At 37.5% G+C, this 18,457-nt stretch carries 7 protein-coding genes; all 7 read right to left on the reverse strand.

The genetic code is table 11. The features are described from left to right. Window positions 1–371: 371 nt before the first annotated feature. The 7 genes from BST92_RS00405 to BST92_RS00435 all read right to left on the reverse strand — a co-directional run bounded on the left by BST92_RS00405 (window position 372) and on the right by BST92_RS00435 (window position 18,450). Window positions 372–7,373 (reverse strand): fibronectin type III domain-containing protein, encoded by a 7,002-nt coding sequence (locus tag BST92_RS00405; RefSeq protein ID WP_105069680.1) that lies wholly within the window; start codon window positions 7,371–7,373, stop codon window positions 372–374. Between the two features lie 148 nt (window positions 7,374–7,521). After that, window positions 7,522–13,161, reverse strand: a complete 5,640-nt coding sequence (locus BST92_RS00410) for a T9SS-dependent choice-of-anchor J family protein (protein ID WP_245910821.1) — start codon at window positions 13,159–13,161, stop codon at window positions 7,522–7,524. Window positions 13,162–13,424: 263 nt separating this feature from the next. Beyond that, window positions 13,425–14,231 carry an enoyl-ACP reductase FabI gene (locus BST92_RS00415; protein WP_105069682.1) on the reverse strand — a complete coding sequence of 269 codons (807 nt, stop codon included), beginning with the start codon at window positions 14,229–14,231 and terminating at the stop codon, window positions 13,425–13,427. Window positions 14,232–14,262: 31 nt separating this feature from the next. Further along, a complete protein-coding gene (gene recN / locus BST92_RS00420) occupies window positions 14,263–15,942 on the reverse strand; it encodes a DNA repair protein RecN (RefSeq protein ID WP_105069683.1) in 1,680 nt (559 codons plus the stop codon). 85 nt (window positions 15,943–16,027) lie between these two features. Beyond that, window positions 16,028–16,933 (reverse strand): type IX secretion system protein PorD, encoded by a 906-nt coding sequence (porD, locus tag BST92_RS00425; RefSeq protein WP_105069684.1) that lies wholly within the window; start codon window positions 16,931–16,933, stop codon window positions 16,028–16,030. Then, complete coding sequence (coaBC, locus tag BST92_RS00430) at window positions 16,908–18,116, reverse strand: bifunctional phosphopantothenoylcysteine decarboxylase/phosphopantothenate--cysteine ligase CoaBC (protein WP_170061766.1); 1,209 nt, start codon at window positions 18,114–18,116, stop codon at window positions 16,908–16,910. Before coaBC ends, porD begins: the two co-directional genes overlap by 26 nt. 10 nt (window positions 18,117–18,126) lie before the next feature. Then, window positions 18,127–18,450, reverse strand: coding sequence for a DNA-directed RNA polymerase subunit omega (locus BST92_RS00435; protein WP_105069686.1), 324 nt, complete (start codon window positions 18,448–18,450; stop codon window positions 18,127–18,129). Between the last annotated feature and the right edge of the window lie 7 nt (window positions 18,451–18,457).

Below are 18,457 nucleotides of genomic sequence, written 5' to 3' on the forward strand. Positions count from 1 at the left end.
TTTAAATAATAAGTAGATGAATGTAAGCATTAAGATTAAATTAACAGTCTTACGTATGCTGATTATCGTTCAAATTCCTAAAAAAAGGTTAAAAAATTAAGATGAAATGCAGTAAAAATATCAATTTAAGTAGAATCCTACTTTTAAAATTGTTAAAACTCAGAGTTAAGTGTAAATATGACAAAATTCACTTTGAATAATTAGACTTTATTTTTATTGGATATATATAATTCTATTAAAATATATTATGTGTTTAGAGTACGCTTTCGCGAAAGCGTATTGCAATAAACAAATGAGAACATAAATGTATCGGTAAATCAAAAAAAGGCTGTTCAATTAAGAACAGCCTTTCTAAAAAAGTTATATAAAATTTACTCTTTCACTACTCGAATCGTAGAAGTACGACTGTCAGTAGTTACTTGAACTAGATAAACTCCAGCACTTAGAGTAGTCATATCAATTTGAGCATTAGTTACACCAGGTGATACATTCATAACCTGTTGTCCTAACATATTCATAACAGATGCACTATCAATATTTTGCAATCCATTAATATTCAATACATCTTTAACAGGATTTGGATAGAAAGTAAATCCTAACTCCTCGATAGACACATTACTTTGTGTTGCATCTATAGTGAAGTTATCTACGAAGAACTCTGAGTCAGTACCGGCTCCAGTAACACCATTAGTACCCCAGAATGCTAATTGCACTATTCCCGTATAACTACTAAGGCTTACGGTTTCTAATTGACCTGTGTTTGAAATAGCAGGTGATGTAGCATCCCAAGTTTGAATAGCTGTCCAAGTTAAACCTGCATCATCAGTAATTAACAATTGTATTTGTTGATCACCAGTAAAGGCAGTTGCACCAGTTGCGGCAAATGTAGTATGAGCTATATCAAAAATTGCTTCAAAATTACCAGATGTTCCCAAATCAAATTCAGGTGTTACTAACCAGTCATTGATTGCAGCAGTATTCCAAATATTAATCTTAGCTGCCTGACCATTAGAACTTGTCGCATCGTTAGCAAAGTCATCAGATGCCCAAGCACCATCTACACCATTAGGACCAACTGTTGTAGCTGTATCATCACCTTCTGACCAGCAAACTCCTGGATATGCAGTAAAGTCATTTCCTGGAGCACCAGTAGCTGTACCGTAAGGCGCTACTATAGGAGCACAATCAGTTGCAAAGTTAATAGGACCAACCCATGAACTAAAGTTACCCATTCCACAATCAGCTCTTACATAAACTTCAAAGCTTGAAGAAGAAGCTAAACCTGAAACAGATTCCATAGTATTCATAGTTGAAGTACCAGCTCCAGTTGGAGCTCCAGAACCACTAGGCAATACTGCATATTCCCATACCGTTTCAGAACCACCAGCAGACCAAGAAATATCAACAGAAGTTGCAGTGATGTTAGCCGCTGCAACATTTGTTGGAGTTAAACAACCATTAAAGTCATCAACCACAACATCATCTATAGAAATATCACCTCCGAAAGAAGCTCCACGAGTACCTCTAAATCTAATTTGAACAGTTGCTCCAGTATAAGCTCCAAGTCCTACAATAGCAGTTTGCCATGCATCAGCTTGATTTGCTTGTTGTTGACCGACAAGAGTAAATACGTCCGGTGTCCATCCTGTACCATCATTTACATCAATATGTAAAGTATCAAAATCTGGTCCCCACATATGATAAGCAAATGAAAGTGCTGGATTTGTCAATGCAGACATATCTATTAATGGAGATAAAAGCTCTGCCTCATCACCTGCTGATCCAGAAGATGCTTCAGTGAAGAAATAATTAGATCCTGTAGCAGCTGAAGTTGGTCCCGTATTAGTTGAACCAGTACCATTAGTACTCACATCCCAAGTATAACCAGTAGTTTGTGGTGTATTCCAACAATTTTCTTCTGTGAAGGCAGTGGTTACCGTAAACATCTCAAAACCTTCTGTATATGGAGCTATTACAGCAGAACATTCTGTTGTAAATGATGCTGGACCGGCTGTTCCGCTTAAGGTACCCATACCGCAATCTGCAGTCACATAGAATTCATAACAAGTTTCTGAAGTAAGACCAGAAATGTTAAACCCAGCATTAGTAGTCGCTACAACTGTAGTACCTGTGCCAGGTGTAAATCCACAAGGTCCATACTCAACGTTCCAAGAAGTTGCCATACCATTTTCATTCCATGATAGATCTGCGGTAACATCAGTTACATTAGTAGATGATAAAATGGAAGGTTGAGCACACGCTGGTAACTCATCAAACACAACATTATCTAATGAAATATCACCTAATGTATTAGTTCCTACCTTTTCCGCTCTGAATCTAACTTGAATAGTAGTACCTGTAAAAGATGATAAATCTATAACGCTTAATTCCCATGGAGAACTGCCAGCTGTTTGTTGTTGACCTTGGATAAGAACAACATCATTTACAAAACCAGAACCATCATTAATATCTACATGTAAATCACCAATACCCACACCGAACATATGATAATTGAACTGTACTGAAGGATTAGTTAAAGTGGACACATCTACTAATGGAGATAATAATACTGCCTCATTACCAGCTGTTCCACCATTACCTTCAACATAGAAGTAATTGGAACCATTAAAAGCTGCATCTGGACCTGTATTTGTTGAAGGAGTACTTCCTGCATTATCAACATTCCAATCATATTCAGTAAAACTCGTTGAATTAAAACTACCTTTCCAACAGTTTTCTTCTGTGTAATCTAAACTAGCTGAGAAAAGTTCAAAATCTTCAATATATGGCGCTGTAAGTGGCGCACATTCAGTTTTAAACGTGAATGGACCAAACCAACCACTAGCTCCATCTACCCCACAATCAGACTGTACATAAAAATCATAGAATGTATCTGCCATTAAACCAGTAGCGGTTTCAGGATTAGTCGCCATTGTATTTGCATAAACTGCTGGTGTAGTACCTTGAGCAACTCCTTGTGGTTGAACTTCTACAGACCAAACGGTAGCATTACCATTCTCTGACCAATTTAATTCTGCAGTTGTGTCAGTGATATTAAGTACAGATAACATACTTGGATCTGGACAAGCAGGAAGCTCATCTACTAATAGATCATCAATACTTATATCTCCCTCAAATGTACCATTAGAAGTAGCTACGAATTTAATAACAACAGTCTGTCCTGCATAAGCAGATAAATTCGTAATCTGTAATAACCATGGATCAGCTTGAGCCGTCTGTTGTGCTCCTGGTCCGATTGAGCCAACACTAACAAATCCTCCACCTAATTGATCATCTACTTGAATATCTAAAGTACCAATTTGATTACCGAACATATGGTACCAGAATTGAACAGAAGGAGCTGTTAATGGAGAAAGATCTATAGTAGGCATTATTAATTCTGCTGTCTGTCCTGCTGCACCACTACTTGCTTCTGTAAACATGAAGTTAGTACCGCTTTGTGCTGATAAAGGACCTGTTCCCGTTGAACCTGTTGTACCAGTTCCAGACACATCCCAACTAAAAGTTCCAGATGCGTTAGTTGTAAAACAAGCATCTTCAACAAAAGCAGTAGTTGGAGTAAAACCTTCAAAGTTTTGGAAATAAGGAGCAGCTACCACATCACATAATGTTTGGAAACTTACAGGTCCAACCCATACTGAAGTATCAGTTGCCCCACAAATAGCTCTAACATAAAAGTCATATTGTGTACTACCTTGAAGTCCTGTAACTGTATATGGTTTCGTTATTCCAGTTGCTGTTCCACCTAGTGGTGCAGCTGGTGGCATACCTTGTGTATAACCTACTGGTCCCCATTCTACATCATAAGTTGTAGCAGTACCATTTTCAGTCCAGTCAATAGTAGCATCTGTAATTGTTATAGATGTAGTATCTACCGTTAAAGCAGAAGGTGCAGGACAAGTTGGTATTTCATCAATTCTAAAATCATCAATTGAAATATCACCTGCAAAAGTACCATTAGACTCAGCTCTTAATCGTACTGACAACTCTGTTCCTGTTAAACCAGTTATAGCACTAATATCAACGATTCTCTGAATCCAATCATCAGCTTGCGCTGTTTGTTGTGCACCAACAATCATATCTACATCATTAATCCATCCTGTACCATCATTAACATCAACATGAAGAGTACCTATTTGTGCACCGAACATGTGATAATAGAATTGAATAGAAGGCGTAGTTAATGTTGAATAATCTATAATAGGAGAAACTAAACGAGCCTCAGCACCGGTAGATGAAGCCTCTGTATAGAAATAATTGGTACCACTAAAGGCCATCAAAGGACCTGTACCAGTACTTGGCGTTGAACCGTTATTATCTACATTCCAATCATAAGTACCGTCTGCATCAGCTGACCAACAATTCTCTTCTAAGAAATTTGTTGTAGCAGTGAACGTCTCAAAGTTCTCAGAGTAAGGTGCTGTAAAAACAGCACAAGCAGTTTGGAAAGAAATTGGCCCAGACCAAACAGAGAATCCTGCAGCACCCATACAATCAGTTCTAACATAAACATCATAATTAGTGAAAGCTGTTAAACCTGTCCAGTTATAAGGATTAGCTGTTGCAGTTTGTTGAATCCCAGTTGTAGTAGCATCTGGAGCAGGATCGCCTGCCGGTTGTACTAAAACCTCATAACTAGTTGCAGCCGTAGCATTAGTATCTGCAAAATCTACATCAACCGTTGTATCTGTAATATTCAAAGCAGCTAACATACTAGGTGGTGAACAAAAAGCACCACAAGTCTCTACTCTCAATAGATCAATCGCAATATCTGCGGTAAATCCATTTGTCGCACTTTCTTTACCAGTTATTTGCAGGTAAATAATTTGACCTACATATGCATCTAAATTAACACCTACTGGTGCCCAAGGATCATTACCTGCTGTTTGTAGCTGTCCTATTGCAGTAAATTCATTAGTCCAAGGACCTGTTGGTGATGTACTAACATTTACTGTAAATTCATCAATTTCTGCACCGTAGGCAAAGTAATAGAAACTTAACTCAGCTCCATCCGTTGCAAAGCTTAAATCTATAGCTGGAGAAACAATAGCTGCAGGTGTTGTTACCGTACCAGATGTTTCTAAATATGCAAATCCACCACCACTAAATGGTGCATCAGGACCTGTATTTACTGAACCTGGTGATATAGCTCTATTAAAATTCCATAAAGCAGCTGTTGTCGTACCAACTCCTATATCGCCGGTCCATCCTGCATCATTATTTTCAAATTCTTCTTGAAAAACAAATACATTATCCATTCCAGGACAACTAACTCCTTGTGGAGGCAAGAAGGCTGTCGTAAAGGTTTTAGGACCTCTTTGAGCGCTTAATGTACTCATTCCACAATCTGCAGTTATATAAAAGTCATAAGTAGAATTAGGGTCTAAACCAGTTATCGTGTAAGGGTTTGTAGTCACTGAAACCTCAAATACATCAGGATCAGTTGCCGATGTTCCCGGAACAAAACCTACAGGACCATATTCTACAATCCATGTAGTTTCAGAACCTTGAGACTGCCAAGTAATCTCAGCATCCATTGCGTTAAGCACTCCAGTATCCAATAATGCAACTGGCGCACAAGCCGGAGCCTCTTCAACTGAAAAGTCATCGATTGCCATATCTCCAGAAGTTACACCTGTTCTTGTCGAAACAAATCTTACTTGTATATCACCAGTATAACCTGCTAAATTAATAATAGCTTGCTCAAAAGCATCACTTCCAGCTGTTTGAACAGGTCCTGAACTAGTAAACAATCCTACTTGCCACGCTGTACCATCATAAACATCTACACTTAAGTCACCCATATTAGCGCCAAATAAGTGATAATAAAATTGAACTGAAGGCTCTGTAAGACCATCTACATTAATAATAGGAGAAAACAAGGTTGCCGTATCACCTACATTACCCAATGTTTCAATATACATATAATTTGTACCTGAATTTGCTGCATCTGGACCTGTACCTCCAGACGGTGTAGTTCCATTTGTTGTCACATTCCAGTCATATTCACTAAAATTGTTTGAACCATTAAAAGTTGCAGACCAACAATTTTCACGTTCAAAGTCTAAATTAGCCGTAAAAGTCTCAAAATCTTCAGTATAAGGCAGAGCAGTTGTTGCAGCCAGCGGCAGACATTGAGTCGCTATTGAAATATTTTGCCATGAACTATAGTCAGGCTGTGTCGGATCACATACCGCTCTTACATAAATATCATATGCTGTATCATCAGTTAATGATGTTAATTGATGCATTGGATTGGTAGTAACATTCACCGTAGTACCTTGACCAGTTCCAGGCGTTGTTATAGTACCTGCCAATGCCCATTCGAGCTCCCATTCAGTTTCCATTTGACCAGGATTCCAAGATATATCAGCTAGATCTGAACCAACAAAGTCTGCTTGTAAATCACTAATCGGGAAACATGAGATTAAAGTTTGTGCTGTATAAGGACCTACCCATAAACTATAGTCACCCATTCCACAATCGATTCTAATATAGAAGTCATATGACGTATCTGATGCAAGTCCTGTCACATCAGCAAACGGAGCTGAAAACTGCTGTACAGTTGTACCACCAGTACCTTGAGTATATGGAGAAGGACCATATTCTACCTCAAACGTAGGATTTGGGTTTCCATTTGCATCCCACACAAAAGATATACTATTTGAAGTTTGTGTTACCGGTGCAAAATTAGAAGGACTTGGACAGGATTCAGTTGTTGTTAACTGAACTGGGCCTTGACAAGCACTTTGATCCATTGCTCCACAAACTGCTATTACATAAACATCATAAGTAGTTACAGAACTTAAACCTGTAATGGTGAATGGATTTGAACTTGCCGTTACTTGCGTCCCACCTGATCCACAAGTATAAGGCGCCACGCCATATTCAATTATCCATTGAGTTTCTGTCCCTCCATTAATCCAACTTATCTCAGCAGAATCTGCTACGACATTATTAGAAGTAATGTTGGTAACTGCAGGACAAGAAGGACAAGAAGCAGTCCCATTGAAGAAATTACCTGTCGCAGGTGAAAAACCTGAAGTCGCGACTACAATACCTTCAGAATCAAAGAGTGTAAACTCATTATCACCAGGCGTCACTGAATCAGCAACGTAGTCTAATGATAAAGTATCACCGTCATTTACAGCAAAGGTTACTGTGTTAATGTTTCCAGGAGGATTAGGAACAGTATACACTTGTGGTGTACCACCATTAATTGTAACAGATATCTGAGATCCATTACCCCAACCATCACCAAAGTTATCCAACATTTCTAATGAATAGTTGCACTGAGCAACCATCATCGAAACAGTAAATAAAGCTAATAGAGTAGCATAAAAATGTTTCATAGTAAATTTTTAGGTTATTTAACGCTCAAAATAACACTTAATAATATCATAAAATAACACAAAAGCTTTTAATCGATAAACTGATAAATATCTAGACAAAAAAAGAGCTGCCTTTCGGCAGCTCTTTAACATAAATGAATTAAAAAAATTACTTTTTAACAACTCTCACTGTTGTAGTGTTAGAACCTGATTTAACTTCAAATAAATATAAACCAGTTGCTAAATCTGATATATCAATTATAGCACTCTCATGGTTGATAATAATTGTCTTTAATTGTTGTCCTAATAAGTTTGTAATTGTAACACTTTCTATTGAAATCGATCCATCGATATTTACTAAACCTGTTGAAGGGTTAGGGAATAATTTGAGATCTGCTTTCGCGAAAGCGTCTCCATTACTAGCCGTAGCATCAATTATAAAATTATCAACAAAGAAATCATTATCCTCTGCATCCGGAGCAGTACCGTTAGTACCCCAGAAAGCCATTCTAACTACACCTGAATATGCTGACAAATCAACTTGAATGTTTTGACCAGCAGGCGAGATCACTGAATTGTTATCCCAAACTTGAAGCGCTGTCCAAGTAATCCCACCATTATCAGATATTAAGAATTGAACTTGATCATCTGATCCTAGATTAGTTTGTATTCCATTATCATCACCAAATTCAGTCAACGCGATATCAAATAAAGCACTCATATTATGACCAGTTGATCCTAGATCAAAATCAGGAGTCACTAACCAATCATTGATAGGTGCTGTATTCCAGATATTAATTCTGGCAGCAGCTCCATTAGATCCTGTAGTCAGGTTTGCAAAATCATCAGTTTGCCAGTCACCATTATTACCGTTAGGTCCAGTAGCAACATCAGTACCATCACCTTCTTCCCAACATGATCCTGGGAATGTTGTAAAGTCATTACCTGCAGCTCCTGTTAAAGAACCATAAGGTGTTGGGAACACATCACAAGGTGTCGTGAAGTTGAGTGGCCCAACCCATTCGCTTAGATTACCCATTCCACAATCAGCTCTTACATAAATCTCATATGGAGTCACAGCAGTTAGTCCAGATTCAACAGCACTAGTTGCCGTTACTGCTGTACCTACAGCAGAAGGAATTCCTGTACCAGCTGCTTGAACAACATATTCCCAAGCAGTTTCAGTACCACCGGCATTCCATCCAAAATCAACACCTGTTGCAGTAACAGAATTAACCGTAAGAGAATTAGGTGCTAGACAGCCTGTAAATTCTTCAATAATAAAGTTATCAATGGCTATATCTGATTCAAAACCAGCACCACGCTCACCTCTAAATCTTATTTGTACAGTACCACCACCGTAAGGAGTTAACCCTAATGTTGAAGTTAAATATGCATCACCTTCAGCAAGCTGCTGTTGTCCATTAATAACCAATACGTCATTAACATAACCTGTTCCATCATTAACATCTACATGTAAATTCCCCATATTAACACCAAACATGTGGTAGGAGAATGTCAATGCTGGATTAGTCAAACTAGATATATCTACAATAGGAGAGTATAATTCTGCTATTTCGCCAGGAACACCACTCGACGTTTCAACATACATATAATTTCCTGTATTGATTGCAGGTGCAGGACCTGTTCCTCCAGATGCTGTTAAAGTAGATGGCGCAGCAACCCAGCCTAAAGCAGCTGTATTTGTTGCAGACCAGCAATTTTCAATATTGAAGAAATCTGCTGTACCAGGGAATCCACTTGTTGTTGTTGTAAACATTTCAAAATCCTCTGTATAAGGAGCGATTAAAGGATTACATACCGTTGTGAACGATCTCACATCAGAAGCAACACTAGCAGCACCTGAACAATCAAATGTTATATAAACGTCATAACAAGTATTATCTGTTAAACCTGTAATTGTATATGGATTTCCAGTTGCAACAACTGTAGTACCTGTACCTGGTGTAAATCCACAAACTCCATACTCTACATTTACTGCAGTTGCAAGTGGTTCTGCCGTCCAAGAGACCGTAGCTGAATCATTAGTAAATGAATCAATTGCGACCATTAAAGGATCTGGACATGCTGGTTGATCTTCAACTATAACGTCATCAATAAACATTCTCCATCCATCAGTGGTAGAAGGCGGAATTCTAAATGCGATGTAAACCGGTCCTGTATATGCAGATAAGTCAATAATTTCTTCTATATAGGTTACATTACTGAATAATGTTACTGGTAGTAAGGTATTGGTAAAATCTGCTGCATTTGAACCTGTGGTAGAAAGCAATACCTCCATATTGTTAGGCTCACCAGCACTTTGTACTCGATATTGATATTTCAAACGCTGCGCACCAGTTAAATTTAATTGTGGAGAGATTAAATAATCATCATCTGCACCACCATTAAAATCTGTTGTTATTGCTGCTACTTGATCACCTTCAAATGGATTAGTGCTATAATCAATATTCCATTGATCACCATCTCCATTTGCATCTAGCACTGTCCAACACTGCTCTGTTGTACTTGCTGTATTAAAACCTTCTTGAAAAGGAACATTAAATGCGACACAAGCTGTACAGAAAGTTCCTGTTGCCGACCATGGACTAAATCCTCCAGTTCCACAATCAGATCGTACATAATAATCATAACATTGATTAGGCATTAAACCAGTTAATGTATACGGATTAGTTCCAACTGCTGACACCACTGTCCCTGTTCCTTGACCAGGAACAAAGCCTACTGGACCGTACTCGATTTCCCAAACCGTAGAAGCTCCTTGTTCTGTCCAAGAAATGTCTGCTGTAGTAGTGGTAATACTTGTTGCATCTAGCATAAGAGGCTCGTCACAATCAGGAATGTTTTCAAATCTGACATTATCAATATACATTCTCCATCCATCTGTTGTTCCTGGTGGAATTCTCCATGCGATATACACATCACCAGTGTAAGCTGACAAATCAATAGTTTCTGTCATATAAGTAACGTTAGCAAAATTAGTCACCGGTAATATTTGAGTTGTGAAATCTGCAATCGCATTTGTTCCTGTTGAAATTAAAACCTCCATATCATTAGGCTCACCAGTACTTTCTACTCGATAGTCATAACGTACTCTTTCATTTCCTGTTAAGGTAATTGCCGGTGAAATTAAATAATCATCATCTGCTCCACCGTTAAAATCAGTATTAATAGCAGCTACTTCGTCACCTTCACTTGGGTTTGACCCATAATTCATATCCCAAGCATCTCCATCACCATTTGCATCTACTACAGTCCAGCAATCTTGAGTTGAACTTGTAGAATTAAATCCTTCTGAGAACGGCACTGCAAAAGCAAGACAAGTTGTACGGCCTGCTAACGGACCGACTTGAGCACTTACATTAGTAGCACTACAGTTTCCTGTTATATAGAAATCAAATTCAGTGTTGTCTGTAAGACCAGTAACTGCATATGGGTTAGTTGTAACGGTTACAATTGTACCTGTACCTGGAGTAAATCCTACTGGACCGTACTCTATGTCCCATTCCGTTTCAGTTGATCCTGCGGTCCATGATAAGTTTATAGAATCACTAGTAGTTGAGTCAACAGTAAACGCGCTAGGAACTGGACAAGCTGGTGGTGCAGCACATGTTACCGCCGCTTCCCAACCAGATTCTTGAACAGAACCATCAGAAGTAAATACAAAAGTGATACATCCTGAAGGTAACGTCCCTATTAACATAACTTGAGTAAGATCTCCTGTACCCGCAAATCCTGAAGTAACTGAAGGATCCCAACACCAGACATCACCTACTCCATTAGGAGGACTGATTACTGGGAAAGTATCATCTGGACCAGCATAAACAGTTAGCCCATCATAACAATCATTTGAAAATCCTCTCTCTTCAGTATCAAAAGCTGTGAAATCTACATAAACGACATCTCCAGCATTGTCTGGACATATTGTATAAGTAGTGTTCTCGCTAGGATTATATCCAGCAGTGGTGCCACCAGCATCAGTAAAAGTATCTCCAGCACAATAATCTTTGGTCGTTGAACCAGAAATTAATACCGGTATAGATTCATCACCAGGTCCACATATAGCGGTAATATAAATATCATAATCTGTGTCACTAGTTAAAGCTGAAATAGAAGCATTAGCCGTTGTTGGATTAGGCGTCACTAAAGTTCCAGAACCAATTACAAATCCTGGAGCACCATATTCAACTCGCCATTCAGTTTCTGCACCACCAGCAGTCCAAGAAATATCTATTGATGTAGCTGTTGATAAATTAATCATTTGATCAAATACAACTGGACAAGTAGGTGGAGCTGCACAAGTAACGGCTGCTTCAAAACCTGCTCGTTGTCCACCACCATCTGATTCAAAAACAAATGTCAAACAACCAGATGGTAATTTACCTATTAATAATTCTTGAACTAAATCTCCCGTACCTGAACCTGCATCCCAACACCATTCAGTTCCTCCACCTGGTGGATTAATTGTAGGTGATGTTGTGTCTGGCCCATCATATACTGTTAAACTATCCCAACAGCCTGCAAAAGAAGTTTCTAATTCAAATGCTGTAAAATCTACATAAACCACATCACCAGCATTATCTGGACACACAGTGTAAGTAAAGTTCTCACTTGCGCCATAATCACCTGCTACTCCACCAGAGTCTACTAGTAAATCACCTGCACAATAATCTGCAGGAGTTAAAACGCTTGCGCAAACTGGAGTAGATAAGTCCATAGGACCACAAACTGCTGTTACACAAACATCATAATTCACACCAGACGATAGCCCTGTAAGTGTAAACGGATTATTAGACATTGACAAAACTGTAGTACCTGTTCCCGCAACAAATCCTGCTGGACCATATTCTATACTCCATTCTGTCTCTGCACCACCTGCAGTCCACGCAACATCAACCGATGTTTGACTTACATTAGAAAATGTAATTCCTGAAATATTTGGACATGACTGAGATGTAGTCGCAGTATACGGACCAGCCCAAAGGCTAAAATCACCCATACCACAATCAATACGCACATAAAAATCATAAGTTGTATTTGCAGCTAGACCAGTTACATCTGCAAATGGCGCTGTGAATTGCTGCACTGTTGTACCTGAACCTTGAGTAAAACCAGTAGGTCCGTATTCAATATCTGCAATAGTATTAGGATTTCCATTTGCATCCCAAATAAACGAAACACTCGTGGCTGTTTGAGTTACAGGAGAAAAATTAGAAGGTGTAGGACAAGATTCTGTAGTTGTAAAACTTGCTGGTCCTTGAGAATTACTTAAGTCTGTCGCAGAACATTTTGCTCTTACATAAACGTCGTAATCAGTTATAGCACTTAAACCTGAAACAGTTGCTGGATTTGTAGTAGCTGTACTAGTTACTCCACTTCCTACAGTAAATCCAGGTGGACCTACTTCAATTTCCCATTCAACTTCAGTTCCTACTTGTGTCCAACCAATTTCAGCACCATCAGCAACAACATTGTTAACAGTTATATTAGTTACCGCAGGACAAGTAGGACATGAGGCTGTTCCATTAAAATAATTACCTGTCGCAGGAGAAAACCCAGAATCAATTACAATTATACCTTCTGAGTCAAAAAGAGTAAATTCATTATCACCAGGTGTAACCGCATCTGCGATATAATCCAAAACTAACGTATCACCATCATTTACTGTTAGAGATACCGTATTTTGATTTCCTGGTGGATTAGGGACTGTATACACTGCTGGTGTACCATTAATGGTCACCGTCATTTGTGCACCATTTCCCCATCCGTCACCGAATGCGTCTCTCATTTCTAGAGAGTAATTACATTGTGCTGATGCTAATGCAAAAGCAAAAAACAACGTAATTGAGAGTAGTTTTTTTAACATGAGTTAGTAGTTTGTTTTAATATTGTCGAATATAATATTTTACATTCAATTAACACTGTTAAATTTTGAAAGTTGTAGAAAAGTATATCTACATATTAATTTATGCAATTACGCTTTCGCGAAAGCGTAATAAAAAAAGCCTCTGCAAAAACAGAGGCTTTTTTTTTAATGACCAAGATAGTTACCTAAAACTTCTCAATAACTTCCTGGCTTACTCCTGTATTAGAAAACCCACCATCATGGAATAAGTTTTGCATTGTGACCTTTTTAGTATAATCTGAAAATAAAGTTATAGAATACTCTGCACATTCTTGAGCAGTAGCATTACCTAAAGGACTCATTTTTTCGGCATAGCTTATAAAACCATCAAAACCTTTAACACCTTGACCAGCAGTGGTAGGTGTAGGAGATTGTGATATTGTATTTACACGTACCTTTTTATCTTTTCCAAAGAAGTACCCAAAACTTCTAGCTATGGACTCTAGATAGGCTTTATTGTCTGCCATATCATTATAGTCAGGAAAAGTTCTTTGCGCCGCCATATAAGTTAACGCTAGAATACTACCCCATTCACTCATTGCGTCTTGCTTGTACAATGTTTGCATTACCTTATGAAAAGAAACGGCACTTACATCCCAGCCTTTTTGAGTCCAGTCATAATTTTGATCTGTATAAGCTTTTCCCTTTCTAACGTTTACAGACATTCCTATAGAGTGTAAAACAAAGTCCAATTTACCACCTAGTATTTCTACTGATTGAGACACTAGATTTTCAAGATCTTCAAGACTAGTAGCGTCAGCTGGTATGATTTGACTACCTGTTTTCTCTGCTAACTCATTAATAGTCCCCATGCGCATGGCGATAGGAGCATTAGTAAGTACAAAGGTTGCACCTTCGGCATGAGCAAGCTCAGCTGTTTTCCAGGCAATAGAATTCTCATCTAGTGCGCCAAATATAATTCCTCTTTTTCCTTTTAGTAAGTTGTATGACATATCTTAAATATAAGTGACAAATATAAAATTCTTATTGAAGTAATACACGTGCATTTTCTCTTGCGGCATCAGATATTTTACCACCGCTTAACATTTGCGCGATTTCTTCTACTCTTTCTTCTTTAGTTAGTCTGTAAATGTTTGAAATTGTTTGCTCATTTTTAACTGCTTTTCTAACTACTAAATGATCGTTACCTGCACTTGCTATTTGCGGCAAGTGAGTAATGGTAATAACTTGTAAACTTACACTCATTTGCTGCATGATAATCGCCATCTTCTCTGCAATAGCACCACTTACCCCTGTATCAATCTCGTCAAAAATGATTGTTGGTAAATTCTTATAATTAGATAACAAAGATTTAATAGCCAGCATCAATCTAGACAACTCACCACCTGAGGCTGCTTTATTTAATGGTAACAATGTAGTTCCTTTATTTGCGGTAAACCTGAATTCGACTTCATCCATACCGTAATGATTAAAACTATTTGTTTTTTCAATATTAACTTTAAATAACGCATCAGGCATTCCTAGTTGCTTGATGGTAACAAGCACCTCTTTCTCTAATAAGGCAGCTTGTTGAACACGTTGTTGATGAATCTTATCTCCTAACTGTACTAAAGATTGATGAGCAACTTCTAACTGAGCTTTTGTTTGTTTAATTTTTTTTGAGATACTTTGTGTAGTAAAAACCTTATCTGCTAACTCATCCCTTAAAGCAATAAGCCCAGAAACATCTTCTTGATGGTGCTTTTTCAACAATTGTTCAACTAGATTAAGACGTTGATTAATGATCTCTAATCTAGCTGGATCTGCTTCAACGGCATCTGCTTTACGGGACATTTCTTCACTTAAATCCTCTAACTCTAACAATGTGGTGTTAAGACGTTGATTAGCGTTTTCAAAACTAGGATCGTATTTTGAGATTTGAGAAAATCTAGTTTTCAGTAACCTCAATTGATCAAGTAAACCATTATCATCCTGCTCCATTAAGGATTGAAACTCTTGTAAGACTAGTTGTATCTCTTCAACATTACTTAATTGTTCATTTTCTTGTTCTAATGCTGTTATATCAACATTATCTAGTTGAGCACTTTCTAATTCTTCTAATAAGAAATTATTATAATCTGATTCTTTAGATAGATTTTGTTCCTCTTCTATCCATTTATTAAGCTGGCTTTTCAATGAACTGTATTGACTCCATTCTGTTTGAAACGACTTTAATAATAAAGAAGCTGACTCTTTATCATTTTCGGTAAGCTTGTTAACAAACGATTGCAAGACATCAATTTGAAAATCATCTGAAGCTAGTTGTAAAGTTTGATGTTGAGAATGAATATCAATAAGACGATTACCTACCTCACTCATCGTAGAAAGAGTAACTGGCGTATCATTAATAAATGCACGACTTTTACCAGACGGTAATATCTCACGCCTTAAAAAGCAAATGGGCTCTACATCTAGATCATGAGACTCCAATAATTCATTTAATGACAAATGAGCCATATCTATCTGAGCCTCTACAACACATTTACGTGTCGTATCTCTCACAGCACTTAAATCTGCTCTCTTACCTTGAACTAGACCTAGAGCTCCTAATAATATAGATTTACCAGCACCGGTCTCACCTGTAATCATGGTAAGCTCGTTGTTCAAGTCCAAATCGAGGCTATCGATCAGAGCAAAATTCTCAATATGTATATGTTTAAGCAATTGATTTTAAGACATTAAGCAGTACATTAACCATACTACGTTACAATGTTTAAATCTAGATAATTTTAAACGTCTTACCAAAGCTCTAGACTTTAATGTTACGCCATTTTGAAGACTGATTAGGCGCTAATTGTTGAAGTGCGTTTTTAAGATCCCTTACATCAACAGCCGGACCTCCTGAAAATATGCTTACTATCTCATCTGCCTTTGCATCAAAAAACAGTCGTTGTATTAAACTATTAGGTCTGCGACTGTTCAGCGCTTTCAATTTTAAAATTTCGGCACTGATGAGCAATTTAGCCTTCTTTTGATCATCAGCAAAAGTATCCATACCTTTACTGTGGTAGCCATAAAGCACTTCACGATACTCTTTAAATGTTTGAGAAAGCATATCGTCATTAAGTTGAAAACGTGTCCCTTGCCCATCTGTAGCTTTCCACCCTACTGAATTACTTTGTTGTGCAAGACTCACAATGCGCTGCGCTTCTACATGATACTGTTGACCACCATTGAGTGAAAAAGTATCACCATCGATACCTAACATGGTATAAATGTAAAATGAAATTAATGATGTTAAATTATTCTCATATTGATTTGCGTTATAGAAAAACGGAGCAAACTCTAGATACTCAAATTCAATATTTGAATCTTTAAAATTAAATATAGGAGATGAATAAGATGAATTGTATACAGGTCTAGAAAGAGAAATCTGCATGTTACCTTTAAATCGATCATTATCATAATCAGTAATCACAAAAACAATTGAACAATTAATCTTTTCTTCGTCTCTATAATCTTGCTGGGTCCACTTAGTATTATTGATAAACTCTTGCATAGAGGTTTCTAGAGTTCTAAAAATGGTTTGATCTGGTTGCGCTACATTTTGTGCATTTACTTGCACCACTGCATTAAACTCTTGTGCTTGAGCAGCGCTCACACATAGCAAAATAAATAACGGTATTACCTTAAAGAACTCTTTTAATAATTTCATCAACAATATCTTTAGCCACTTCAGTTTTAGGTTTTGTATCAAAATCAATGGTGTTTTGATCCCTATCAATAAGTGTTATTTTATTTGTGTCTTTACCAAATCCCGCACCTTTATCACGTGTAGAATTTAATACTAGCAGATCGGTGTTTTTCTTTTTAGCTTTCGCGAAAGCGTGTTCTAACTCATTTTCAGTTTCTAAAGCAAATCCAACTAAAAACGGTCGCTTATTCATAGAGCCTACACTCGCCAAAATATCTGGATTCTTTACTAGCTCTATCGATAACGTATCCGTTTTCTTTTTTATTTTCTGACTAGCAGGATTAATAGGTCTATAATCAGCAACAGCAGCACTAAAGATAGCATAATCTACTCTTTCAATATGACTATGAACGCAATCATACATTTGTTGAGCAGTTTTCACATCTACCCTTTGAATTAAATGATGATCTGTCACGACATGACTAGGTCCCATAATTAATATAACCTGCGCACCTTTAGAGGCCATCTCCATAGCCAGAGCTGCTCCCATTTTACCGCTACTATGATTTCCTATAAATCTTACAGGATCAATAGCTTCATAAGTAGGCCCAGCCGTTATCAAGCATATTTTTCCCTTAAAAGGCAGTTGTGATTCGATGTCTTTTTCAATAAAAGAAATAATATCTTCAGGTTCAGCCATACGTCCTTCACCTATCAAACCACTAGCTAATTCACCTGTCCCGGCAGGTACCATTTTATTACCATAACTGGCTAGTTGTTTAAAATTTTGCAGAGTAGAAGGATGTTTAAACATATCCAGATCCATAGCTGGCGCAAAATAAACTGGACACTTTGCACTACAATAAACAGCCAATAAGAAATTATCAATATTTCCCGACACCATTTTACTTATGGTATTTGCCGTTGCCGGTGCAATAATCATATAATCTGCCCATAAACCTAGATCAACATGATTGTTCCAGGTATCATTTTCATCATCATCATTTGTAAAAGATGATAAGACAGGATTTTTTGATAAGGTAGAAAGTGTTAATGGAGTAACAAACTCTTTAGAAGAAGGAGTCATTACTACCTTAACAGTGGCGCCTGCTTTAATAAGCAGGCGCACAAGGTAAGTTGTTTTATAAGCAGCAATACCACCAGTAATACCTAGCAATATATTTTTACCACTTAAAACTGACATCATAAAAGTACTATTCTGATTTAGAGGTATCTCTAAAATAAATCTTACCGTCTAACCATTCTTGAACAGCTATCTGGTGAGGCTTAGGTAAACGCTCATAGAATTTAGACACTTCAATTTGCTCTTTATTCTCAAAAACTTCTTCAAGAGAGTCATTGTAAGTAGCAAATTCCTCAAGCTTTTCAATAAGCTCTTCCTTTACATCGGTATTAATTTGTTCAGCACGCTTTGCTATGATTGAAATAGCCTCGTACATATTACCAGTAGGATTAGTTAATTGATCCCTGTTATAAGTAATAGTACTTGCTGGCGCTTTTATGTTTTTAGTATCCATAACTGAA

This window comes from Nonlabens arenilitoris (assembly GCF_002954765.1).
Classification (GTDB): Bacteria; Bacteroidota; Bacteroidia; order Flavobacteriales; family Flavobacteriaceae; genus Nonlabens; species Nonlabens arenilitoris.

Bases quoted from the DNA above. Each gene is read 5' to 3' on its own strand.
- BST92_RS00405 (WP_105069680.1), bottom strand. From the start codon at position 7,373: ATGAAACATTTTTATGCTACTCTATTAGCTTTATTTACTGTTTCGATG.
- BST92_RS00410 (WP_245910821.1), bottom strand. From the start codon at position 13,161: ATGAGAGACGCATTCGGTGACGGATGGGGAAATGGTGCACAAATGACG.
- BST92_RS00415 (WP_105069682.1), bottom strand. From the start codon at position 14,231: ATGTCATACAACTTACTAAAAGGAAAAAGAGGAATTATATTTGGCGCA.
- porD (WP_105069684.1), bottom strand. From the start codon at position 16,933: ATGAAATTATTAAAAGAGTTCTTTAAGGTAATACCGTTATTTATTTTG.
- coaBC (WP_170061766.1), bottom strand. From the start codon at position 18,116: ATGTCAGTTTTAAGTGGTAAAAATATATTGCTAGGTATTACTGGTGGT.
- BST92_RS00435 (WP_105069686.1), bottom strand. From the start codon at position 18,450: ATGGATACTAAAAACATAAAAGCGCCAGCAAGTACTATTACTTATAAC.